Annotated in this window: 24 protein-coding genes and 1 other annotated feature; all 24 genes read left to right on the top strand. The window is 56.2% G+C overall.

Going from position 1 to position 22,265, the window contains the following annotated elements:
* Window positions 1-179: 179 nt before the first annotated feature.
* On the top strand, window positions 180-1,364 hold the full coding sequence (gene rlmD, locus ACO5R6_RS05075) for a 23S rRNA (uracil(1939)-C(5))-methyltransferase RlmD (RefSeq protein ID WP_485626104.1): 1,185 nt from the start codon (window positions 180-182) through the stop codon (window positions 1,362-1,364).
* A 38-nt stretch (window positions 1,365-1,402) separates the two neighbouring features.
* Window positions 1,403-3,757: an HAD-IC family P-type ATPase gene (locus ACO5R6_RS05070; protein WP_485626103.1), complete on the top strand. Its 2,355-nt coding sequence runs from the start codon at window positions 1,403-1,405 to the stop codon at window positions 3,755-3,757.
* 2 nt (window positions 3,758-3,759) lie between these two features.
* Window positions 3,760-4,329 (top strand): HdeD family acid-resistance protein, encoded by a 570-nt coding sequence (locus tag ACO5R6_RS05065; protein WP_485626102.1) that lies wholly within the window; start codon window positions 3,760-3,762, stop codon window positions 4,327-4,329.
* Window positions 4,326-4,565 carry a hypothetical protein gene (locus ACO5R6_RS05060; protein ID WP_485626101.1) on the top strand — a complete coding sequence of 80 codons (240 nt, stop codon included), beginning with the start codon at window positions 4,326-4,328 and terminating at the stop codon, window positions 4,563-4,565. The genes ACO5R6_RS05065 and ACO5R6_RS05060 overlap by 4 nt, the downstream gene beginning before the upstream one ends.
* A 1-nt stretch (window position 4,566) precedes the next feature.
* Window positions 4,567-5,133 carry a TetR family transcriptional regulator gene (locus ACO5R6_RS05055; protein ID WP_485626100.1) on the top strand — a complete coding sequence of 189 codons (567 nt, stop codon included), beginning with the start codon at window positions 4,567-4,569 and terminating at the stop codon, window positions 5,131-5,133.
* A gap of 84 nt (window positions 5,134-5,217) precedes the next feature.
* A complete protein-coding gene (locus ACO5R6_RS05050; RefSeq protein WP_485626099.1) occupies window positions 5,218-5,808 on the top strand; it encodes a manganese efflux pump in 591 nt (196 codons plus the stop codon).
* Window positions 5,809-5,958: 150 nt separating this feature from the next.
* On the top strand, window positions 5,959-6,942 hold the full coding sequence (locus ACO5R6_RS05045; protein ID WP_485626098.1) for an AIR synthase family protein: 984 nt from the start codon (window positions 5,959-5,961) through the stop codon (window positions 6,940-6,942).
* A gap of 24 nt (window positions 6,943-6,966) precedes the next feature.
* Window positions 6,967-7,449 (top strand): Lrp/AsnC family transcriptional regulator, encoded by a 483-nt coding sequence (locus ACO5R6_RS05040; protein ID WP_485626106.1) that lies wholly within the window; start codon window positions 6,967-6,969, stop codon window positions 7,447-7,449.
* The gene (locus ACO5R6_RS05035; protein ID WP_485626097.1) at window positions 7,446-8,615 is read left to right on the top strand and encodes a pyridoxal phosphate-dependent aminotransferase; all 1,170 of its coding nucleotides are present in this window, start codon (window positions 7,446-7,448) and stop codon (window positions 8,613-8,615) included. The genes ACO5R6_RS05040 and ACO5R6_RS05035 overlap by 4 nt, the downstream gene beginning before the upstream one ends.
* Window positions 8,616-9,125 carry a tRNA (cytidine(34)-2'-O)-methyltransferase gene (locus ACO5R6_RS05030; protein ID WP_485626096.1) on the top strand — a complete coding sequence of 170 codons (510 nt, stop codon included), beginning with the start codon at window positions 8,616-8,618 and terminating at the stop codon, window positions 9,123-9,125.
* Window positions 9,126-10,019, top strand: a complete 894-nt coding sequence (locus ACO5R6_RS05025; RefSeq protein ID WP_485626095.1) for an energy-coupling factor transporter ATPase — start codon at window positions 9,126-9,128, stop codon at window positions 10,017-10,019.
* 53 nt (window positions 10,020-10,072) lie between these two features.
* A complete protein-coding gene (locus tag ACO5R6_RS05020; RefSeq protein WP_485626094.1) occupies window positions 10,073-10,951 on the top strand; it encodes an energy-coupling factor transporter ATPase in 879 nt (292 codons plus the stop codon).
* Entirely contained in the window at window positions 10,936-11,748 is an 813-nt protein-coding gene (locus ACO5R6_RS05015) for an energy-coupling factor transporter transmembrane component T family protein (RefSeq protein ID WP_485626093.1), read from the top strand. Before ACO5R6_RS05020 ends, ACO5R6_RS05015 begins: the two co-directional genes overlap by 16 nt.
* 84 nt (window positions 11,749-11,832) lie before the next feature.
* Entirely contained in the window at window positions 11,833-12,642 is an 810-nt protein-coding gene (gene truA, locus ACO5R6_RS05010) for a tRNA pseudouridine(38-40) synthase TruA (protein ID WP_485626092.1), read from the top strand.
* 142 nt (window positions 12,643-12,784) lie between these two features.
* Complete coding sequence (gene rplM / locus ACO5R6_RS05005; RefSeq protein WP_485626091.1) at window positions 12,785-13,213, top strand: 50S ribosomal protein L13; 429 nt, start codon at window positions 12,785-12,787, stop codon at window positions 13,211-13,213.
* 20 nt (window positions 13,214-13,233) lie between these two features.
* A complete protein-coding gene (rpsI, locus tag ACO5R6_RS05000) occupies window positions 13,234-13,626 on the top strand; it encodes a 30S ribosomal protein S9 (RefSeq protein ID WP_485626090.1) in 393 nt (130 codons plus the stop codon).
* Window positions 13,627-13,823: 197 nt separating this feature from the next.
* Window positions 13,824-14,525, top strand: coding sequence for a lantibiotic protection ABC transporter ATP-binding protein (locus ACO5R6_RS04995; protein ID WP_485626089.1), 702 nt, complete (start codon window positions 13,824-13,826; stop codon window positions 14,523-14,525).
* Entirely contained in the window at window positions 14,522-15,286 is a 765-nt protein-coding gene (locus tag ACO5R6_RS04990) for a lantibiotic immunity ABC transporter MutE/EpiE family permease subunit (RefSeq protein WP_485626088.1), read from the top strand. The genes ACO5R6_RS04995 and ACO5R6_RS04990 overlap by 4 nt, the downstream gene beginning before the upstream one ends.
* Window positions 15,283-16,062, top strand: a complete 780-nt coding sequence (locus tag ACO5R6_RS04985; RefSeq protein ID WP_485626087.1) for a lantibiotic immunity ABC transporter MutG family permease subunit — start codon at window positions 15,283-15,285, stop codon at window positions 16,060-16,062. Before ACO5R6_RS04990 ends, ACO5R6_RS04985 begins: the two co-directional genes overlap by 4 nt.
* 138 nt (window positions 16,063-16,200) lie before the next feature.
* Entirely contained in the window at window positions 16,201-16,893 is a 693-nt protein-coding gene (locus ACO5R6_RS04980; RefSeq protein WP_485626086.1) for a response regulator transcription factor, read from the top strand.
* Between the two features lie 14 nt (window positions 16,894-16,907).
* Complete coding sequence (locus tag ACO5R6_RS04975) at window positions 16,908-18,341, top strand: ATP-binding protein (protein WP_485626085.1); 1,434 nt, start codon at window positions 16,908-16,910, stop codon at window positions 18,339-18,341.
* Between the two features lie 256 nt (window positions 18,342-18,597).
* Complete coding sequence (locus tag ACO5R6_RS04970) at window positions 18,598-19,773, top strand: MFS transporter (protein ID WP_485626084.1); 1,176 nt, start codon at window positions 18,598-18,600, stop codon at window positions 19,771-19,773.
* 150 nt (window positions 19,774-19,923) lie between these two features.
* Window positions 19,924-20,171: a binding site (T-box leader), on the top strand.
* A gap of 113 nt (window positions 20,172-20,284) precedes the next feature.
* Window positions 20,285-21,661 carry a TrpB-like pyridoxal phosphate-dependent enzyme gene (locus ACO5R6_RS04965; protein ID WP_485626083.1) on the top strand — a complete coding sequence of 459 codons (1,377 nt, stop codon included), beginning with the start codon at window positions 20,285-20,287 and terminating at the stop codon, window positions 21,659-21,661.
* A 381-nt stretch (window positions 21,662-22,042) separates the two neighbouring features.
* On the top strand, window positions 22,043-22,264 hold the full coding sequence (locus tag ACO5R6_RS04960) for an acyl carrier protein (protein WP_485626082.1): 222 nt from the start codon (window positions 22,043-22,045) through the stop codon (window positions 22,262-22,264).
* The last annotated feature ends 1 nt before the right edge of the window (window position 22,265 follow it).

The raw sequence follows: 22,265 nt of genomic DNA, 5'->3' as shown, positions 1-22,265 counted from the left end.
TCTACTATTTGTGAAAAGTTTATGAATTACATAGGTCATTGTAACAGATCTTGTCCTCTATTTGCAGAAAAATAGAGTTGGGGAAAGAGAGCGGACGTAGTAGAATAGAAAGAGTTTGAGAAAAGAAGCGGATGATAGAAGGCATCTCAGGAAGTCCGATAGGATATAAAGGAGCAAAGATGAGTCAAGCGGTCAACGCCCTGCCCCGCTGCCCCTATGAGAAGTGGTGCGGCGGTTGCAGCATGCAGCGCCTGCCCTATGCAGAGCAGCTGAATATCAAGGAGAAGAGGGTGGCTGATCTTCTGAGGGCCTATGGGAGACCGGAGCCGATTCTCGGGATGAACTTTCCTTATTACTATCGGAACAAGGCGCATGCGGTCTTCGGCGGGAGCTTAAGGGGAAGGATCGTCTGCGGCACCTACGAGAGAGGAAGTCATCGGATCGTCAACATCGAGCGCTGCCAGATCGAGGACCGGGCCTGTGATAAGATCATTGCGACAATCAGAGACCTTCTTCCCTCCTTCAAGATGGATCCCTATCGGGAGGATACCGGGCGCGGTTTCCTGCGGCATGTGCTTGTGCGGCGGGCGGCAGACGGGGGCCAGCTGATGGTGGTCCTGGTGACAGGACAGGTAGCCTTCCCGTCCCGCAGGAACTTCGTGGCCCGGCTCCTGGAACTCCACCCCGACATTACGACTATCCTGCAGAATATCAATGATCAGGATAGCTCGATGGTCCTGGGAGACCGGTTTGAACTTCTCTACGGACCGGGATATATTGAGGACAGGCTGATGGGGGCCTGCTTTCGGATCTCACCGGCCGCCTTCTATCAGGTGAACAGCCAGCAGACCAAGAAGCTCTACCGTCTGGCGGTCGAGATGGCCGGACTGGAAGGGGGAGAGCGGGTCCTGGACGCCTATTGCGGCACGGGCACCATCGGCATCGTCGCCGGCGTGGAACTGGCCGGCCGAACCGGAGGTCAAGTGGAATTGACCGGCGTCGAGTGCAATCCGGCGGCGGTCAGAGACGCCAGAATCAATGCCAGAGTAAACGGTCTGAAGCGGGCCCGATTTGTTGCCGCTGACGCCACGCCTTTTATCTTGTCCGAGGCCGCGGCAGGGAAATCCTATGACCTGGTGTTCATGGATCCGCCCAGGGCTGGTGCAAGCGAGGACTTCCTTCGGGCCCTCATCCGGCTTGCTCCGAAGAGACTGGTCTATATCTCCTGTAATCCGGAGACCCAGGCCAGAGATCTCAGGATCCTGGCGGGCTCCTACGAGGTCAGGCGGATTGCCCCGGTGGATATGTTTCCCTTCACAGACGGGATCGAGAATGTGGTCTGGCTTGAGAGAAGATCTTCTTGAGAGAGCGGCAGACCGGTTGCAAAAGAGCAGGAGATACTATGCAAGAGAATATAAATGAGGGGCTTACTAAGGCCCAGGTGGAGGACCGGGTCCGACAGGGCAAGGTGAACGTCATCACTGCGGAGACCTCTAAGACCACGAAAGAAATCATCAGGGATAATGTCTTCACTTATTTCAACCTGATCTTCCTGATCCTGGCTGTCCTGGTTGTAATCGGAGGCTCTCTTCGGAGTCTGACCTTCCTGCCGGTGATTGTCGCCAACACCGTGATCGGAATCGTACAGCAGCTGCACGCCAAGAGGATCCTGGATCGGCTGGCAGTCCTGGCGGAGTCCAGTTATGAGGTCCTTCGCGATGGGGAGAAGGTCCGGATCCCTATGTCGGAGCTTGTGACCGATGACCTGGTGGTCCTGGAGGCGGGCGTGCAGATTCCGGCGGATGCCGTCCTGCTCGAGGGAAGGATCATGGCCAACGAGTCCCTGCTGACCGGAGAGTCGGATGAGATCGAGAAGGTCTCCGGCAGTGAACTCAAGTCCGGTTCCTTCATTGTCTCAGGGAATTGTCTGGCCCGATTGACCCGGGTGGGGGATGAATCCTATGTCTCTCGTCTGACGGCGGAGGCCAAGGAGATCAAGGAGAAGCAGTCCGAGATGGTGAGCAGCATCGAGTGGGTCGTAAGGATCGCCGGCGTTGCCATCATCCCGATCGGGCTTACGCTCTTCCTGGAGTCCTACATCCTCAATGAGAAGGGCTTCTCAGAATCCATCCTCTCCATGGTGGCCGCGGTGATCGGAATGATCCCGGAGGGACTCTATCTTCTGGTGACGATTGCTCTGGCTATGTCTGCCGCCCGCCTTGCGGCCAAGAAGGTGCTCCTGCATGATATGCACTCCACGGAGACCCTCGCCAGGGTAGATATCCTCTGTGTGGACAAGACGGGAACCATCACGGACAATGACATGCGCGTGGTCGAGGCATTCGGGCCCCGGGGGGAGGCGATCACTGATCAGGCGGAGCGGACCCTGGCCGCCTATATTGCGACCAGCGTGGACAACAACATCACCATGCAGGCCCTGCAGGACTACTACCGGGATGCGGTGTCTATGCCGGAGGCCCGGGTCACCCCCTTCTCCTCCAAGCACAAGTACTCCTGCATTGATACCCCGCAGGCCTCCTACCGGCTCGGAGCGCCGGAATTTCTTCTGGCTCCGCAAGCCATGGAGGACAACCGAGAGGCTCTGGCAGAGAGAACCGGGCAGGGACAGCGTGTTCTTGCACTGGTGTGTGACAAGAGCGGAAGCGGTCTGTTTGAGCCGCTGGCATTTGTCGCGCTGGAGAATGGCCTCCGTCCCAATGTGGAGGACACCTTCGCCTATTTCAGGGACCAGGAGGTGGAGATCCGAGTCATCTCCGGAGATAATCCGCAGACTGTCTCCACGATTGCCCAGGGGGTAGGGATTCCGGACGCGGACCGGTGTGTGGACGCAAGCCGGCTGAAGACGGAAGCGGACATCCGGGATGCCGTCGAGAAGTACCGGGTCTTCGGACGGGTCAAGCCCGAGCAGAAGAAGTCCATCGTCACGGCCTTGAAGGAGACCGGCAAGAAGGTGGCCATGACCGGAGACGGCGTCAATGATATCCTGGCAATGAAGGAGGCGGACTGCTCCATCGCCATGGGGTCCGGGTCTGACGCCGCCCGCCAGGCTGCCCAAGTGGTCCTTCTGGATGACGACTTCTCCCACATGCGGGAGATCATCTCGGAGGGAAGACGGGATATCAACAATATCACCCGGTCGGCTACCCTCTTCCTCTACAAGAATATGTTCTCGGCGATGCTGGCCATCTGCTCGATCATCCTGGTCTTCGCCTATCCCCTGGAGCCGGCCCAGATCTCCCTGGTGTCCGCATTCAATATCGGCCTGCCCGCCTTCCTTCTGGCGTTCGAGCCCAACAACAAGAAGCAGCACGTGCATTTCTTCCGATCGACCATGTTTCAGGCCTTCCCGGCTTCTCTGACGTCCTTCATCGCCATTGCCGGTCTGGTCGGCTTCGCTGAGGTCTTCGGGATCGGGTCGCAGGATGTGGCGACCGCTTCCACCTATCTCCTGTCCATTGCGGGCTTCCTGGTCCTCTACCGGATCATACGTCCCCTCAATGTCTATCGGGCGATTGTTCTGGCAGTCTCGATCGCGGGCTTTATCCTGGGAGGCTATTTCTTCAGCGGCCTCTTCAACCTGCAGAAACTCTCTTTCCCGGGCCTCCTCCTGGCCGGCCTCTTCGCTGTGGCACAGGAGTCCGTGGTCCGCAACCTCTACAAGCTCTTTGACCGGGTCAAGGACTTGATGAAGCAACAGCGAAATAAACATGCAGACAAGCACAGCAAAGGAGAATGAAAATGATTGATTCGCTGAAAAAACTGCACTTTCACGTGACGGCACAGGCCCTTGTTTTCTTGATTCTGGGCCTGGTTATGGTATTCTCTCCCTATAGCGTGACCACCTTCCTGGTTCGGCTGGTGGCCGCTATGGTCCTCCTGATGGGGGCTTTTGTCCTGGTCGGCGGCCTTATGACAGAGTCTGTCTTCAGCAGTCTGTCAGGAGGCCTCCTGGTCCTGATCGCCCTCTGGGCCTTCTCAAGACCCTATACGGTTGCGGCCTTCCTGCCTGCCGTCTTCGGCCTGGTCATGCTCTATCACGGGATCCAGGACATCGGTCTTGCCCTGGAGTCCAGGGGCTATCAGGCATCCTCCTGGGCGGGGATGATTGCTGTCGGGATCATCTCCGTGATTCTGGGGCTGATTTGTATCTTTGGGGCGCTCGGTGTCGTAAGCCTTGTGACCAGGGTGATCGGGGTCATGGTGATTGCCGACGCGATCGGAGATATGATCCTGGTTCGCCAGACCAATCGGGCATCCAGGGAGCTTGTGGATGCGGAGGTCGTCTCTGAGGAGGATATCGACGAGTGAGGCAGATGGAATTCAAGATGGAGCGGGCGGAGCTTCTCGACCTGGTGAAGGCCGGAGAGAGGCTCGCGGTCAAGGAGAGCGCCCTGCCCAATTCCTATTACTACACTCTGGAGCATGCCTACGGCATGTCGGCGAATTACGGCAGCCTGGAGCGGCTGAAGGCGACGGAGGGGGTCGTGAGAGACGTCAGGGAGACGCCGAAGGGCTACTTCGTCACAATGGAATTTGAGGAGTGATATGAGTGTCGAGAGCAGTCATGCAATCGATCTGCTTCTGGCAGAGAGCCTGAAGGAATTGGCGACCCGCCGCCCGATCGAGAAGATCACGATTCGCGAGATCACAGAGAGGGCGGGTGTGATCCGGCCCACCTTCTACAACCACTTCCGGGATAAGTATGAGCTCCTGGAATGGATTGTCCGCAGGGACCTGATGGAGCCCATCACTGGAATGCTTGTGAGCGGGCGGATCAAGGAGGCGGCGACCCGGGTCCTGGCCAAGATCCAGGCGGAGAGGGACTTCTATCTGAATGCCTCTCGCCTGGAGGGACAGAATTCATTCGGAGAAATCCTGCGGGCCTGTATCGCAGACCGGATCCTGGCCTTGACCAAGGCGGAGGGGATCCATGCCCGCCTGGACTACGACTGGCTGACCCCGGACCTGGTGGCTGACTACTACGCCCAGTCCATCAGTTACCCGGTCCTGCGCTGGATTCGAAACGGCATGCGCCTGCCGGCGGAAGAAGTCGCAACGGCAGTGCTCTATGTCTGGGAGCATGCGGCCAAGGATATCTTCCGGGAGATGTGATGACAGAGGAGCGCATGCCGCGGAAGCAATCGATACTTGTTGGGGACTTGTTGGGGATTTGTTAGGGATAGAGGAAAGCAGGAAATGAGTTTACTGGAAATCGTACTGATCGTCGCCGGCATCAGTCTGGATATCTTCGCGGCCCTGGAAATCGAGGGCGCCATGCTTGCCAGGATCAACCGCAAGACCCTGATCTATGTCACCGGCCTTGTGGTTCTGATGCAGCAGATCTTCTTCTTCTTCGGCTATCTGGTCAGCAATACCATTGTGCACATGCAGACCTGGCAGCTGCCGTCCGACCGGTGGGGGTCCTGGACGGCTGTCCTCATCTTCGCCTTCCTGGGACTCCGCCTCCTGATCAAGGCGGTGCGCCGGGAGCTGGTGCATGAATCCCGAAGAGAGGTCCAGGTGCAGCGGTATGCCAAGATTATTGCCGTGGCCAGTATCTACACCATTTTGGCGGGACTCGCCTGCGGATTTCTGGGGAGCCACACCCTTACCGTCTTTATCGTAATCCTCATCTCATCGGTCCTTGCGGCTGTCCTGGGAATATTCGTGGGCTACCGCTTCGGCTACGAGGGGAAGACCCTGGTCTATGCCGCCGGGGGCATCCTCCTGTGGATTGCCGGCCTGGAAATCCTGTTCCGAAGTATCTTGAAAGTGCTTCATTTCTAATCGAAGAAGGAGTTATTATGAACCGTCGTTCCAAGAAGCAGAGAATTGTCTCAGGATTGATTATCCTTGTCCTGATCGTCACGATGGTGATCACCATGCTCGCACCGCTTCTGATGAACTAAGAGGTCCTTATCATAGAAAGCAGTTGTCATGAAAGTCGGAAAAGTATCCGAAAGCGTCCTGCGGCGCTCGGTCATCAGACAGATTCACAATAAGAGGCCAGAGGTTCTCCTGGGCAGCGGCGTGGGAGAGGACTGCGCGGCGGTCCGGCTTAAGGAGGATGAGGTCTTCGTCCTCTCGACGGACCCGATCACGGGGACAGCCAGGGACATCGGTCATCTTGCCATTCGCGTCACGGTCAATGACCTGGCCTCATCCGGGGCGGAACCGATCGGGGTGCTTCTCACGGTCCTCTTGCCCGATCACACGACAGAGTCTGTGCTAAGAGAAATCATCCGCCAGGCGGAGGCAGCCTGCCTGGAAGACGGGATGCAGATCATGGGCGGTCACACGGAGGTGACCTGTCAGGTCAGGCAGCCGCTTGTGTCCGTGACCGGCGTTGGCAAGGTCAAGAGGGGACATCTGATCACAAGCGGCGGTGTCCGGCCCGGGATGGATTTCGTCATGACCAAGGCAATTGCCCTGGAGGGGACTTCCATCCTGGCCAAGGACCGGGGAGAAGACTTAAAAAAGCATTTCCCGGAGGAGCTTGTGAGGACTGCCGCGGACTTCGACCGGGAATTGTCGGTCCTCCCGGAGTCCCGGATCGCAGCCGCATTCGGTGTGGCAGCCATGCACGATGTCACGGAGGGCGGCATCTACGGAGCCATCTGGGAGATGTGCCAGGCCTCGGGATGCGGCTGCCGGATCGATCTCAAGAAGATCGCCATCCGGCAAGAGAGTGTGGAGATCTGCGAGTATCTGGGGCTCAACCCCTACAAATTAATCTCTTCCGGTTGTATGCTTATTGCGACAGAAGACGGCAACGGTCTCGTGATGGAGCTGGCCAAGGCGCAAATCGAGGCCTGTGTCATCGGCAAGGCCACGGATTCCAATGACAGAATCCTCTTCAACGGGGAGGAAGAGCGCTATTTAGAGACGCCCAAGACAGATGAGCTCTATCGGCTGGCATGAGGCAGGAGGTGAAATATGGGTAAGCTGGAGGAGAAGATCTTAAGTTATATGGAGCACAATGCCAGGATCAGCATCCATGATCTGGCGGCGATGATCGGGTCGGATGAGGCCAGCGTCATGAATGCCTTGGAGCAGCTTGAGGCGGACCATGTCATCGCGGGCTATCTGACCCTGATCGACTGGGAGAGAGCCGGCAATGAATCCGTCTCCGCCATGATCGAGGTCTCTGTGACTCCGCAGCGGGGAATGGGGTTTGACTCGGTGGCCGAGCGGATCTACCGCTATCCGGAGGTCAACTCCGTCTACCTCATGTCCGGCGGCTTCGACCTCATGGTGACCATTGAGGGCAAGACCCTGCGGGAGGTCTCCTCCTTCGTGTCTGACAAGCTGTCCACCCTGGACTCTGTGCTCTCGACCAAGACCAATTTCATCCTGAAGAAGTACAAGGACCACGGGGCAATCCTGTCCGCTGAGCCCCGTGACAACAGAATGAAGGTGTCCCTATGAGAGAACCCCTGTCCAAGACGATTACGACGATCCGGCCGTCCGGGATTCGTAAATTCTTCGATATTGTCTCCGAGATGGAGGACGCGATCTCCCTGGGTGTGGGAGAGCCGGACTTCGACACTCCCTGGCGGATCCGGGACGAGGCGATCTACTCCCTGGAGCAGGGGAGGACCTTCTATACGTCCAACTCCGGGCTCCTGGAGTTAAGAGAGGGGATCTGCGCCTATTTAAAGCGCCGCTATGGGATGGACTATGATGCCGGGCAGGAGGTTATGGTGACCGTCGGCGGGTCCGAGGCCATTGATCTTGCCCTGCGCGCCATGCTGGATCCGGGGGATGAGGTCCTGATTCCAACACCCAGCTATGTCTCCTACAGCCCCTGTACCGTTCTGGCCGGCGGCCTTCCCGTCGAAATCCCCCTCCGGGAGGAGGACCGCTTCCGTCTGACCCCGGAAGCGCTAGAGGCCGCCATCACGGACAAGACCAAGATCCTGATCATGCCCTTCCCCAACAACCCGACCGGGGGCATTATGGAGAGGGAGGACTTAGAGGCGGTCCGCGAGGTCATCTTAGAGCACGACCTCTTCGTCCTGACCGACGAGATCTACGCGGAGCTGACCTACGGCTTGGACCATGTCTCCATCGCCTCCCTGCCCGGCATGAAGGACCGCTGTGTCTTGATCAACGGCTTCTCCAAGGCCTTCGCCATGACGGGCTGGCGGCTGGGCTACGCCTGTGCCCCCAAGCACATTCTGTCTCAGATGCTCAAAATCCACCAGTTCGCTATCATGTGCGCGCCGACAACCTCCCAGTATGCCGCAGTTCAGGCCATCAACAACTGTGACGGGGAGGTCAGCGGGATGCGGGAGCAGTATGACGCCCGCCGCAAGTATGTCCTGACCAGATTCGAGGAGATGGGACTTAAGTGTTTCACACCGGAAGGGGCCTTCTACACCTTCCCCAATATCTCCGATTTCGGCATGACGTCCGAGGCGTTTGCCACCCGGTTTCTGAATGAGAAGAAGGTGGCCGTGGTTCCGGGATCCGCCTTCGGAGCTTCCGGAGAGGGCTTTATCCGCATCTCCTACGCCTACTCCATCGATGACCTGAGGGAGGCCCTGGATCGGCTGGCGGACTTTGTCGCGCAATTGCGGGGGGACCGGTAGATGCCCCTGAATATTGTCCTGCATGAGCCGGAGATTCCCGCCAACACGGGAAATATCGGCCGCACCTGCGTTGCCATCGGGGCCCGTCTGCACCTGATCGAGCCCCTTGGCTTCATCATCAATGACAAGAAATTGGCCCGGGCCGGCATGGACTACTGGAAGCAGCTGGACCTGCGGACCTATCTGGACTGGGAGGACTTCTGCGCCAAGAATCCGTCCGCCAGGATCTGGATGGCCACGACCAAGGGGCGGCAGGTCTACTCGGACGTATTCTATGGCCCGGATGACTACATCGTGTTCGGCAAGGAATCTGCGGGAATCCCGGAGGAGATCCTCGTCCGACATCCCAAGTCCTGTATCCGCATCCCCATGGAGGGGGAGATTCGGTCTCTCAACCTGGCCAATTCTGTCGCCATTGTGGCCTATGAGGCCATGCGGCAGAACCGCTTCTGTCATATGACCACCAAGGGAGACCTGCATCGCCTGCACTGGACCCCGGAGGATATGTAAATGTCTAACATCATTGCGGCGGATGCCCTTAAGCACGAATATGTCCGCCATAACGAAGAGGGGGAGGTCGTCGCCTCATTTATGGCCTTGGACGGGGTGGACCTGACGGTGGCGGAGGGAGATTTCATCTCCATCTTAGGGCACAACGGGTCGGGAAAGTCGACCCTGGCCAAGCACTTGAACGCGCTCCTATTTCCCAGCGGGGGGACGCTCTATGTCGGAGGCTATGACGCGGCTGACCCCAAGAACACCTATGCGGTGCGCCAGACGGCGGGGATGGTCTTCCAGAATCCGGACAACCAGATCATTGCCTCCGTCGTGGAAGAGGATGTGGGCTTCGGACCGGAGAACATCGGCGTCCCCACAGAGGAAATCTGGCGGCGGGTGGAGAATGCCCTCCGGTCTGTCGGCATGTGGAAATACCACAGCCACTCGCCCAACCGTCTGTCCGGAGGTCAGAAACAGAGGGTGGCCATCGCCGGCGTCATGGCCATGGAGCCCAGGTGCATTATCCTGGATGAGCCGACGGCCATGCTCGATCCAAAGGGGCGCGAGGAGGTGCTCCGCGCGGTCCATGAGCTCAACCGCAAGAAGAAGGTCACGATCATCCTTATCACCCACTACATGGAAGAGGTTGTGGATTCGGACTATGTCTTCGCCATGGACCGGGGCAAGATCTTCCTCCGGGGCCGGCCCAGGGAGGTCTTCTCGCAGGTGGAGGAGCTTCAGTCCCATCGGCTGACGGTGCCCCAGATCACCCTCCTGGCCCATGAACTGCGGAAGGCCGGCCTTATGATCCCGGAGGGGATCTTAACCCGGCAGGAGCTGGTCGATGCCCTGCTGGAGGAGAAAGAGAGCAGGCGGCCCCAATCGGATGGGGAAGAGGTCCTGTGACCGGGCCCGGCCTTGAGAGAACCGGTCAGAGAGTGTGATTCAGGGAGAGAAGAATGTCTTTACGCTTAGAGCATGTGACATATTCATACAGTCCGGGCACCGCCTATGAGATCAAGGCTCTGGACGATGTGAGCCTGACGATTGCCGAGGGGTCTTTCGTCGGGATCATCGGCCATACCGGTTCCGGCAAATCGACCCTGATCCAGCACCTGAACGGCCTGCTCAGGGCCACGGAGGGAAAGATCTACTGGGAAGACCGGGACATCTACGCGCCGGAGTATCCCCTGCGGAAGCTGCGCCTGGAGATCGGCATGGTCTTCCAGTATCCGGAACATCAGCTCTTTGAGACGACGGTCTTCGAGGATGTCTGCTTCGGACCCGGCAACAAGGGCATGTCGAGAGATGATGCCAGGGCTGCGGCCAAAGAGGCCCTGGACCTGGTCCATTTTCCGGAAGAACTCTATGAGAATTCCCCCTTTGACTTGTCCGGGGGCCAGAAGCGAAGAGCGGCCATCGCCGGGGTCCTGGCCATGCGGCCCAAGGTCCTGATCCTGGATGAGCCCACCGCAGGGCTGGATCCAAGAGGGCGCGATGAGATCCTGGACCTGGTCAGGGAACTACACGACCGGGCCAGGATCACGGTGATCCTGGTCTCTCACTCCATGGAGGATGTGGCCAACTATGTGGATCGGATCATCGTCATGGATGAGGGTAAGGCCCAATTCGACGGAAGTCCCAAGGAGGTCTTCGCCCATTATCGGGAACTGGAGGCGATGGGGCTCGCGGCCCCTCAGGTGACTTATCTGATGCACGACTTGGCGGAGGCGGGATTCGACCTGTCGACCGATGCGACCAAGGTGGAAGAGGCCAAGGCGGAGATCCTTAAGAACTTTGCGAGAGGAGAGCAGGAGGCGTCATGTTCAGACAGATGACCCTGGGCCAGTATTATCCGGCCGATTCCATCATTCACAGAATGGACCCCAGGGTCAAACTCTTCGAGACCCTGGTCTTCATTGTCGTCCTCTTCCTGGTCAATCATCCGGTCGGTTATCTCCTGGTGACGGTGTGGATGGTCCTGATCATCGCCCTCTCCAAGGTTCCGGTCTCCTTCATGCTGCGGGGCCTGCGCGGAATCGTGATGCTTCTTGTCATTGCCGGACTCTTCAACCTCTTTCTGACGCCCGGCAGGACTCTTGTCGCGCTGGGACCTATGGTGATCTCCGATGCGGGCTTGAAGAACGCCATTCTCATGACCGTCCGCATGATCTTCCTGATCGTGGGCTCGTCCGTTATGACCCTGACCACAACCCCCAATCAGCTGACAGATGGTCTGGAGAGCGCTCTTCATCCCTTGAGCAAGATCAAGGTGCCGGTCCATGAGATCGCCATGATGATGTCGATCGCCCTGCGCTTCATCCCCATCCTGATCGAGGAGACGGATAAGATTATGAAGGCGCAGATGGCTCGTGGAGCGGATTTCGAGCAGGGAAATATCGTCCGGAAGGCCAGGAACATGATTCCGCTTCTGGTGCCCCTGTTCGTCTCTGCCTTCCGCCGGGCCAATGACCTGGCCCTGGCCATGGAGGCCCGCTGTTATAACGGGGGAGAGGGAAGAACCAAGATGAAGCCGCTGGTCTATACGCGGCTTGACTATGTCTCCTACCTTGTCATCGGTCTCTTCATGCTCCTGCTCATCGCGGTCCACTATTTGCCGGGGCCCGCGCTCTGAGGGTGCCGGGGCAAGCGGGAGAAGAGTTCAAGAGGAGACAGGCCGGTTTCTATCCGGATGGGCCTGCTGCAAGAGGAGTGACAGATGCGGGTGAGAGCTACGATTGCCTATGACGGAACTGAATACTGCGGCTGGCAGGTCCAGCCCAACGGCATCTCCGTCCAGGAGGTGGTCAATGAGAAGCTCTCTGACCTCCTGCAAGAGGAGATCTCCTGTGTCGGGGCCAGCCGGACGGATGCCGGGGTTCACTCTCTGTGCAATGAGATCCTCTTTGAGACGGGGACCCGCATCCCCGCAGACAAGATCGCCTATGCCTTAAACCAGCGCCTGCCGGAGGACATCGTCTGCCAGGGGTCTGCTCAGGCCGCAGAGGACTTTCATCCCCGTTTTTCCGCATCCTATAAGACCTATGAATACCGGATCTTAAACCGGCGATTTCCCCTGCCGACGAAGCGGAGGGATAGTCTCTTCTATCACTATGACCTGGACGAGGAGAAGATGCAGGAGGCAGCTGCCTTTTTGTTGGGGGAGCATGACTTCAGCTCCTTCTCCTCCATTCACGCCCAGTCGAAGACAAGAACCAGGACCATCTACCAGGCCCTTGTCACAAGAGACGGAGACGATCTGATCACCATCCGCCTCTGCGGGAACGGTTTTCTCTACAATATGGTCCGCATTATCGCCGGAACACTGATTGAGGTGGGGGCAGGGACGACAAGCCCCGGGGAGTTTCGGCAGATCCTGGAGGGAAGAGACCGGGATCTTGCGGGACCGACGGCTCCGGCCAAGGGTCTGACCCAGGTCGGCCTGCACTATCTGACCAAAGAGGAGATGGCCCGCCGGGACCGGGGAGGGGAATGGCCTTTTCTCATTGACAGGGACGAGCCGCTATAGTATGATTGTACGGCTGACATAGTGTAGAAACGCAAGTTCAAAAGCCCCGAAATTGCGTTTTGACTATAAACAGTGTGCTGCCGGTCTTTCGGACATTTGCCCGGCGGCATGCGCCAAGACAATATTTAGGAGGATTATCCGGATGAAGACTTATATGCCGAACCCGACGCAGATCGAGAGAAAGTGGTATGTAGTTGACGCAGAGGGACAGACCCTTGGCCGTCTGACTTCTGAGATCGCAAGAGTGTTAAGAGGCAAGAACAAGGCCATCTACACGCCCCACGCAGACTGCGGTGACTACGTCATTGTCATCAATGCCGAGAAGGTCGCTGTTACCGGCCGTAAGCTGGACCAGAAGATCTACTACAGACATTCCGAGTACGTCGGCGGCTTCAAGGAGACCAGTCTTCGCGTGATGCTCGAGAAGCACCCCGAGAGAGTCATCGAGCACGCTGTCAAGGGTATGCTCCCCAAGGGACCTCTTGGTTCTGAGATGTACAAGAAGCTCTTCGTATATGCAGGCCCTGACCACAAGCATGCGGCACAGAAGCCTGAGACTCTTGCATTTTAATCGATAGGGAGGATAAGACATTGGCTAACACGAAGTATTATGGAACCGGCAGAAGGAAGTCATCCGTAGCGAGAGTCTACCTGACTCCCGGAACCGGCAAGATCACAATCAACAAGACGGACATCGACGAGTACTTTGGTCTTGAGACCCTCAAGGTGGTTGTTCGCCAGCCCTTCAATGCGACAGACACACTGGACAAGTTCGACGTGCAGGTAAATGTCAAGGGAGGCGGCTACACCGGTCAGGCGGGAGCAATCCGCCACGGCATCGCCCGCGCCCTGCTCGAGGCAGATGCGGAGTACAGACCTGCCCTTAAGGCAGCAGGCTTCCTGACCAGAGATCCTCGCATGAAGGAGCGCAAGAAGTACGGTCTCAAGTCAGCCCGTCGCGCACCCCAGTTCTCAAAGCGTTAATCGATTGCTGCAAATACTTGAAAAGCCGCGTAAACAAGCCGTTTACGCGGCTTTATTCATATGCAGAAACAGCTCGGATTTTTGTCACTGAATTTACAATCTTTGAAATCATGATAGTTTCTTGATAATTGTCCCCTATCCTATGCTTGTAAAGGGAAAGTTACGGCTTTCAAGAAAGGAAAGGAACGGTTGGTAGGATGAGAGACAATATTCTTGAAACAAGAGAATTGACAAAGAAATTTTCCGGACAGCTTGCCGTGAGCGGTGTCTCGCTGGAGATTAAGAGGAATACCATTTATGGACTGCTTGGCCCGAATGGCGCGGGAAAATCCACCACACTGAAGTTGATCCTGGGATTGCTCCGTCCCACAAAAGGGGAAATCCTTTTTGACGGAGAGCCCTGGAGGCGGGACCACCTTGTGAAGATCGGCGCGCTGATTGAGGAGCCTGCATTATACGGAAACCTGACAGCTGAGGAAAACCTGCTTGTTCACACAAAGCTCCTGGGCGTCCCGAAAGATAAAATCTATGAGCTTTTGGAAATCGTTGATCTGAAGGACACCGGCAGTAAATGCGCCTCACAGTTCTCGCTCGGCATGAAAGAACGGCTTGGGATCGCCATTGCCCTGCTGAATGATCCCTCCCTGCTGATATTGGATGAGCCCACCAACGGGCTCGATCCGGTGGGTATCCAGGAGCTGCGTGAACTGCTTGTCAGCTTCCCGAAAAAAGGTATGACGGTGATCCTCTCCAGCCACATTCTTTCTGAGGTTGATCAGGTCGTGGATGAGATTGGCATTATCAATCAAGGGAAGCTGATGTTCCAGGGTGCCCCAAACCGGGATGAGAATTTGGAGGAGTTCTTCATGGAGGTAATCAAAGGAGGCCCGCACAGATGAATGGATTACAGTCTGAGCTGCTGAAATACAGAAGAACCTTCACAAAGAAACTTGTGATCCTGCTGCCTCTGTTCTTTGTCCTCCAGGCAATGCCCGGCATCTGGCTCATGCCGAAGGACGTTGTGCGCGGCTGGGAACACGTGTATACGATGGTGTTTAATATCTGGACGGTCATATTCCTGCCCCTTGGCATTGCGCTATTTGCATACCTGATCGATTTGCAGGAGAAAAAAGCAGGGAATTACCGCAGCTTACGCGCACATGCGTATTCCCCCGGCCGGCTATGGATCAACAAAGTGGCTGTGATGGCGCTGTTTACTTTCATCGCAACGCTGATCCTCTTTGCGGCGACGATCTGCTCCGGACTGATTACGATCACCGATGGGAAATGGGAGATTCCATGGAGAATGATCTTGTCAGCAGATTTCCTCGCCTGGCTCTCGTGTCTTGCGCTTATTCCGATTCAGCTATGGGCCGCAACGGGGAGAGGTATGTTTGCAAGCATGGGAGTGGGCTTTGTAGGCTTGACGGCAGGAATGTTTGTCGTTAAAAAATCCTGCTGGTTCCTGGTCCCGTGGAGCTGGGGAACACGTATGATGTGCCCTGTCCTGCAATTAGGCCCCAATGGTGTCATGCTGGATGCGGGCGATCCTCTGCTGGACCCTTCGGTTCTGCCCGTTGGGATCACCCTTTCCCTTGTCGGCTTTTTTGCAGTGACCGGAGTTACCGCACTGTGGTTTCAAAGGAGGGAGTTGAAATGATTTCAGTATTGTCATCCGAATGGACCAAGACGAAGCGGACGGCGATTCGCCGGTTGACCTTCCTGTTTCCTGTCCTGTTTTCTCTGGCAGGCGTCGCCTATTTTTCCATGCGAAGCGACTTGGAAGAAATCAATGTATTTCAGGGATTCTACATTGCATGGGCCGCGTTTGTTGTTCCTCTGGCCATCAGTATTCTTGCGGCGTTCATCGTCCAGGAAGAAGAACTGGCCGGTAATTTCACAGGCTATCTCAGCACAAGTATTCCCCGAAGGGCTCTCTATGCCGGAAAGTTCTGGACGCTGTTTCTCTGCAATGCGGTCAGCACGGTCATTGCCCTGATTGTCTTTTGTATCGGGATGAGCATCGCTTCTCCGGGGACTGTGAACGGATGGGCCATATTCATCTTCGCGATGATCCTTGAACTTTACGGGACGCTGCCGCTTCTGGCGCTCCACTTGTGGCTGAGCTTTACCTGGGGAACGGGAACTTCGATCGGCATCGGCATCGGCGGCCTTGTGATGGCGACAGTCATAGGAACGACGGTTCTGGGCGATAAAATCTGGATGTTCATCCCCTGGACATGGCCGTCACGGTTAGCAAACCTGCCGGGGGCCTATTTGAGATTCACTGCCGGAATGAATATGCCCCCGGCTGAAATCTCATCGGGCGCTGTTTTGCAGCAGCTCATCATTGGCACGACTGCCGTCCTGATCTGTCTGATCGCCTGTTATGTCGGCGGAATCATCTGGTTTAACAAATGGGAAGCATCACGGTAGCAAGGGACACGCTCATTTTGGGTCCTATCGCCTGCGAGGACGGATCGGTTGTGCAGCCGTGATGGTCGCAGACCGGACTTGTGCAGATGATCCGGTGTAAGCTGTTTGTCGGTAGCGGTAAAAAGGAGCAGACAGTAAATGAGTAAAATATTGATCATTGACGATGAAAAAGAACTGGTCGCCCTTCTGCAGGACGAGCTCACGGCGCGGGGTCATCGGGTTTTGACAGCCTATAACGGGGTAGACGGCGTGGCGCTTGCAAGAGAACAGCCGGAGCTCATTGTCCTTGATATTATGATGCCGGAGATGGATGGATTTGAGGTCTGCCGGAAAATCCGTGGCGAGGTTCTGTGCCCCATCCTGTTCCTGAGCGCAAAGCAGGCGGAAAGCGATAAAATCCGCGCTTTGACACTCGGCGGGGATGATTATATCTCAAAACCCTTCGGGCTCAGGGAACTTTTAGCAAGGATCGACGCGAACCTTCGGAGGGAACAGCGGTCTCAGTACATCAATGCGGAGAAGAAGCGCACAAAGCTGTACTTCAGCGAATTAAGTATTGACCTGTCGGAGCATAGGGTGAAAATCGGCGGAGAAACAGTTCCCATATCCAAACGGGAATACGACATCGTTGAGCTTCTGGCGCTCCATGCCGGACAGGTTTTCTCCAGGGAACATATCTACGAAAGGGTATGGGGATATGACTCTGACGGTGACGCTTATACGGTTGTGGAGCATATTCGGAAAATACGAAAGAAGTTTGCCGAGCTATCCCAAGGCACAGAGTATATTTCTACGGTATGGGGCATCGGCTACAAATGGAACCGTATATAGGAGTTGGTGAGCGCATGAAAAAACAATCTCTTGCCGGCGGTTTCCGTATGACGGTCACATGGATCGCCGTCGCATCTATTGCGGCAACACTGATCACATGGTCCCTCGCCGTCGCCCTGTATCTGATGGAACAGAACAGGGGCATTTATCCGGCAAACTATTATGAATTGCAGATTCCGGCCATCGATCAGTATGTGCGGGGTGAAAACACAAAGTTACTATCCCGGGAAAATGAAGATGGGCTGAAAAGCTTCATCAGGGGTGACGGCATTTCCTATCAGGTCGTGGACAGCAGCGCAGCCGTCCTCTATGGGACAAATACCGACCCCATTTTCTCCTCGAAGGCTGACCTGATCAACCATCTGAACACAACAGAGGTCTATTCGGATAAGAATACATACCTGCATGTGATCCCGCTTACGGGCGAGGACGGGAAAATGGAGGGGGCCGTGGCCCTCATCTATAAGCTGAAAATATCCGTCGTGGGCAGCGGGGGGTACTGGGCATTGGGCGTAATTGTCGCGGCATTGTTTTCTCCCGTGCTGTATATCATCCTGTTTACGATGTTGTTCTCCAGGCAGTTCATTAAGCGGATCAACCGACCTTTGCAGCTTTTGATGGAAGCGGCAAGGAAGATAAAGAACAAGGACCTGGATTTTGAGATCCACTACGATTCAGAGAACGAACTGGGAAAGCTCTGTACTGCTTTTTCAGAAATGCAGGCGGAATTAAAGACTTCCCTCTCCGCTCAGTGGGAAATGGAACGGGAGCGCGTGGAGATGGTTGAGGCATTGGCACACGACTTAAAGACACCCATTTCCATCGTTCTGGCCTACACAGAATCCCTCCTGGACAGGAAAAGCACAAATCCCGAAAGAGACCATCGGTACTTGTCTGTCATTGAGGAAAACGCCCATAAATGCAGCAAGCTTGTTCAGCAAATGCAGGCCGCTTCCGAGTCTGAGCAGGCCGGAAACGAATCAGAACTCACAGAGGCGGACTTGTATGGTTTCCTCTCCGAGAAAGTAAAGCAATATGAATTAGAGGCAAAGGAAAAAGCCCTTTCAATCGAGTTATGTGATGATGCCAGCATACATGCCGTATATCTCCTTGATACGGACAAGCTGGACCGTATCTTTGATAATCTCGTATCCAACAGTCTGCGCTATACGCCTGCAAATGGGAAAATCCTGATCTCTGCTCTGGCAGATCAGAAAGCCATCACATATCGAGTGTGTGATACGGGCTCTGGATTCAGCAAAAAAGATTTGGAGCGCGCAACGGAACGATTTTACAGAGGTGACAAGGCCCGGCAAAGCGGCGAAGGCCACTCCGGCCTGGGTCTGTATACGGTAAAGCAGTTGGTACACCGGCTTGGCGGAACCGTCGAGCTCTCAAACAGAAAAGATGGCGGAGCCTGTGTGCAATTCAGTCAGAAAATCTTTTGAACGGGAACAAACAGCCTTTTACATGAAGAGGTCAAAGCGGATGCTTTTCACGGATTGAGCGCAATTGATATGCAAATCAAACGATGTTAGGATATAGCAGATACATTTTCTCTAGCGGGAGAAGTAATTGAGAAAATCGTTTTATTGGGCTTGCTGCTGGTCCTGGCATTGAATGGATGGAGCGGGTTGTCCGAAACCCGCTCCGTTGATTCTTTCAAGTGTGATTGATAGCGACGGGATCTATGGGAGAGGGGAATTGGCTTCTTTATTATTGGTGGTAATATATCTGATCTTCATCAGCCTGGGACTCCCGGACTCCCTGCTCGGATCGGGATGGCCTGTGATGCAGACCGCCCTCGGCGTGCCCTCGTCCTATGCCGGCTACGTGTCCATGACCATATCCTTCATGACCATCGTTTCCGCCCTTGTAAGTCCCAGGCTGATCCGGCGCTTTCACACCAAGTGGATCTGCATCTTCTCGATTGCCCTGACCATATTTGGCCTGCTGGCCTTCTCCTTCTGCGGGGAATATTGGATGCTCTTTGCGGCCGCCGTTCCCTATGGGCTGGGGGCCGGGGCCATTGACGCCTCAATCAACCACTATGTGGCCAATCACTATTCCGGGGCGTCCATGAACTTCCTGCACTGCTTCTACGGGGTCGGTGCAGTGATCAGCCCCTACATCATGTATCTGGCTCTCAAGTTCGCCAGATGGAATGAGGGTTACCGGTGGACCTCCTTCATCCAGATGGGGATCCTCGCGGTTGTCATCCTCTCCCTCCCCCTCTGGAAGAAGAGTGAGGCCGGACGGGAGGAGGAGACGAAGGACAGCGCAGGGATCCGGGAGACCCTGGCAGTGCCGGGTGTGGTATCCACCCTGATCGCTTTCTTCGCCTACTGTGCGGGAGAGGCGACCTGTTTCCTCTGGGTCCCAAGTTATTTCGCCGGGATGAAGGAGGGACTGTCGGATGAGAAGATCGCCTCCTTCGGGTCTCTGATCTTCGGCGGACTTATGCTGGGGAGGTTGATCTCCGGCTTCACTGCCAGCAGGCTGGGGGACCCGGAGCGGATCAGGATCGGCATTATCATAGAGGGAATCGGGATCCTGCTGGTCCTCATCCCCTTTCAGGCCTACCTGCCTGCCGCAGTGGGATTTGTGATCATAGGCACCGGCATGGGGCCGGTCTATCCCGCCATTCAGCATATGGCCCCCATCAACTTCGGCAGGAAGTACAGCGCCGCCGTCATCGGACTTCAGATGGCATCGGCCTATGTGGGGAGCACCTTCATGCCCATGGTATTCGGCCTCCTGCAGCATGCGGTCGGGATTTGGATTATGCCCTTCTATCTGGGCATTTTCGCCGCCATGAATATCGGCCTGTTGGAAGCCTCCTATCGGGCGCAGATGCGGGGAAGAGGTCCGGGATTGTGAGCCGGCCGGAGGCCATCGGGACAGAACAGGACTGGAAAAGGTCAGAACCGGGAAAAAGGACCGGACCGGGAAAAGGACAGGACCGGAAAAAGGTCAGAAACCGGTATAAGAAAATGATTGACAGGCCGCGGAAGAAAGCTTATAGTAGGCAACAAACCAGTGAGGAAGAAATAGTAGGAATGCCTCGATTCCTTGAAGAGAGCCGCCGGCGGTGGGATGGCGGCAGGAATTGTATTCTGAATGGGCTTCTGAGGGCGAGCCGAACGGGTGACTGAGTAGGTGAGACGGAGCAGGATCTCCGTGATCAAAATCCGGCATATGTTAGTATGCGTGAGTGGGCGCGAAGGGTTCGCGTCAAATAGGGTGGCACCGCAGGAGTATACGCTCTTGTCCCTACGTATCGTAGTGGACAGGGGCTTTTTTCGTGTTCCGGCCACGCGGTATGATGCAGGTTGACGGACCGCTGCGTCCGGGTTTTCGATCGGATCAGGGATCGAGGAAAGGAGACACGATGACAGAGTTCAAGACACCCTACAAGACCTATCTGGAGGAAAATGAGATCCCGAGGACCTGGTATAATCTTCGCGCCGACATGGAGGATAAGCCGGCGCCCCTTCTGAATCCCGAGACGCTGCAGCCCATGACAGTCGACGAGCTCTCTGGGGTATTCTGCAGGGAACTGGCTGAGCAGGAGCTCAATGACAGGGACCGGGAGATTCCCATTCCGGATGAGATCTATCACTTCTACAAGATGTACCGCCCCTCTCCCCTTGTTCACGCCGAATTTCTGGAGAAGGCGCTGGATACGCCGGCCCATATCTTCTACAAATTCGAGGGGAATAACACGTCCGGAAGCCACAAGCTGAATTCGGCCATTGCCCAGGCCTATTATGCCAGGAAGCAGGGGCTCAAGGGGGTGACAACCGAGACCGGAGCGGGCCAGTGGGGAACAGCTCTGTCCATGGCCTGCTCCTTCTTCGGACTCGACTGCAAGGTATATATGGTCAAGGTCTCCTACGAGCAGAAGCCCTTCCGAAGAGAAGTCATGCGCACTTACGGGGCAGGAGTGATTCCCTCCCCCTCGAATCTGACCGAGGTCGGCCGGAAGATCCTGGCAGAGCATCCGGGCACAACCGGGTCCCTGGGCTGTGCCATTTCCGAGGCCGTGGAAGCGGCGCTCAAGACAGAGGGATACCGCTATGTGCTTGGGTCTGTCCTGAATCAGGTGGTCCTCCATCAGAGTATCATCGGTCTTGAGACCAAGGCCGCCCTCGACAAGCTGGGCGTGAAACCGGACATGATCATCGGATGCGCGGGGGGAGGATCGAATCTCGGGGGCCTGATCGCTCCTTTTGCCGGAGAGAAGCTGCGGGGGGAGGCAGACTATGATCTGGTCGCTGTAGAGCCCGCATCCTGTCCCTCTCTGACCAGGGGGAGATTCGTCTATGATTTCTGCGACACCGGCAAGGTGACCCCCCTTGCCAAGATGTACACCCTGGGGCATGATTTCATTCCCTCCGCCAATCACGCGGGGGGCCTCCGCTATCACGGAATGAGCCCGATCCTCTCCAAGCTCTACCACGATGGATACATGCGGGCGGTCTCTGTGGAGCAGACCTCCGTATTCGAGGCGGCGGAGCTCTTCGCCCGCACTGAGGGGATCCTCCCGGCTCCGGAATCAAGCCACGCCATCCGGGCGGCTATCAATGAGGCGGTCGCCTGCAGGGAGACGGGGGAGGAGAAGACGATTGTCTTCGGCCTCACAGGCACAGGCTACTTCGACATGAAGGCGTATGAGTCCTTCAATGACGGAAAGATGGCAGACTATATTCCAACGGAGGAAGACCTGGAGAGGGGATTTGCCTCTATCCCGGATTTCGGCCTCTAAGGCCGGGCCGCAAGGCCTGCCGGCCGGACTGATGCAGAGGCGGACAGAGGAATAAAAGCAGCCGGATGCATAGAAGCAGACGGATATACAGATAGGGGAAGTGACGGGATCGGCCCACAGCTGCATGTGAAATGCACGGCGGGGCTGATCCCGTCTTTTTTTGTGTGCGCCCGGGGATTTTATTCCTGCCGTCTCTTTGGCCGGGAGCATATTTCACAGAATGACCCCACTTTTGGAACGCTCCCGGAACAGGAAGGGGGCAGGCGGGGAACAGGGAGGGGCTAAGATTAAGACGGTTTCCCCGCAAGGACGCCTCCGGAGAAACGGAGGGGAAAATCCTTAGCGGGGGAGAAATCAGAGACAGAAAGAGAGGAATAGAGAATGTATTTTGATGTGATCGCCAAGGTAGTTGCGGATCGGATCGGTGTGGATCCGTCGACAATCAAGCCCGAGAGCAGCTTCGCGGATCTGGGTATTGATTCACTTGACACGGTAGATCTCCTGATGAGTCTGGAGGATGAAATCGGTATTGAGATTGACCTGGACGAACCGGTTGCAACCATTGCAGACCTGGATCGATTCATTCAGTCCAAGAAGGGTTGAG

This window comes from Shuttleworthella sp. (assembly GCF_057251025.1).
This window is presented reverse-complemented; position numbering and strand designations above follow the sequence as displayed.

Coding starts and splice junctions, on each gene's coding strand:
- rlmD (WP_485626104.1), top strand. CDS start 180: ATGAGTCAAGCGGTCAACGCCCTGCCCCGCTGCCCCTATGAGAAGTGG.
- ACO5R6_RS05070 (WP_485626103.1), top strand. CDS start 1,403: ATGCAAGAGAATATAAATGAGGGGCTTACTAAGGCCCAGGTGGAGGAC.
- ACO5R6_RS05065 (WP_485626102.1), top strand. CDS start 3,760: ATGATTGATTCGCTGAAAAAACTGCACTTTCACGTGACGGCACAGGCC.
- ACO5R6_RS05055 (WP_485626100.1), top strand. CDS start 4,567: ATGAGTGTCGAGAGCAGTCATGCAATCGATCTGCTTCTGGCAGAGAGC.
- ACO5R6_RS05050 (WP_485626099.1), top strand. CDS start 5,218: ATGAGTTTACTGGAAATCGTACTGATCGTCGCCGGCATCAGTCTGGAT.
- ACO5R6_RS05045 (WP_485626098.1), top strand. CDS start 5,959: ATGAAAGTCGGAAAAGTATCCGAAAGCGTCCTGCGGCGCTCGGTCATC.
- ACO5R6_RS05035 (WP_485626097.1), top strand. CDS start 7,446: ATGAGAGAACCCCTGTCCAAGACGATTACGACGATCCGGCCGTCCGGG.
- ACO5R6_RS05030 (WP_485626096.1), top strand. CDS start 8,616: ATGCCCCTGAATATTGTCCTGCATGAGCCGGAGATTCCCGCCAACACG.
- ACO5R6_RS05025 (WP_485626095.1), top strand. CDS start 9,126: ATGTCTAACATCATTGCGGCGGATGCCCTTAAGCACGAATATGTCCGC.
- ACO5R6_RS05020 (WP_485626094.1), top strand. CDS start 10,073: ATGTCTTTACGCTTAGAGCATGTGACATATTCATACAGTCCGGGCACC.
- ACO5R6_RS05015 (WP_485626093.1), top strand. CDS start 10,936: ATGTTCAGACAGATGACCCTGGGCCAGTATTATCCGGCCGATTCCATC.
- truA (WP_485626092.1), top strand. CDS start 11,833: ATGCGGGTGAGAGCTACGATTGCCTATGACGGAACTGAATACTGCGGC.
- rplM (WP_485626091.1), top strand. CDS start 12,785: ATGAAGACTTATATGCCGAACCCGACGCAGATCGAGAGAAAGTGGTAT.
- ACO5R6_RS04995 (WP_485626089.1), top strand. CDS start 13,824: ATGAGAGACAATATTCTTGAAACAAGAGAATTGACAAAGAAATTTTCC.
- ACO5R6_RS04990 (WP_485626088.1), top strand. CDS start 14,522: ATGAATGGATTACAGTCTGAGCTGCTGAAATACAGAAGAACCTTCACA.
- ACO5R6_RS04985 (WP_485626087.1), top strand. CDS start 15,283: ATGATTTCAGTATTGTCATCCGAATGGACCAAGACGAAGCGGACGGCG.
- ACO5R6_RS04980 (WP_485626086.1), top strand. CDS start 16,201: ATGAGTAAAATATTGATCATTGACGATGAAAAAGAACTGGTCGCCCTT.
- ACO5R6_RS04975 (WP_485626085.1), top strand. CDS start 16,908: ATGAAAAAACAATCTCTTGCCGGCGGTTTCCGTATGACGGTCACATGG.
- ACO5R6_RS04965 (WP_485626083.1), top strand. CDS start 20,285: ATGACAGAGTTCAAGACACCCTACAAGACCTATCTGGAGGAAAATGAG.
- ACO5R6_RS04960 (WP_485626082.1), top strand. CDS start 22,043: ATGTATTTTGATGTGATCGCCAAGGTAGTTGCGGATCGGATCGGTGTG.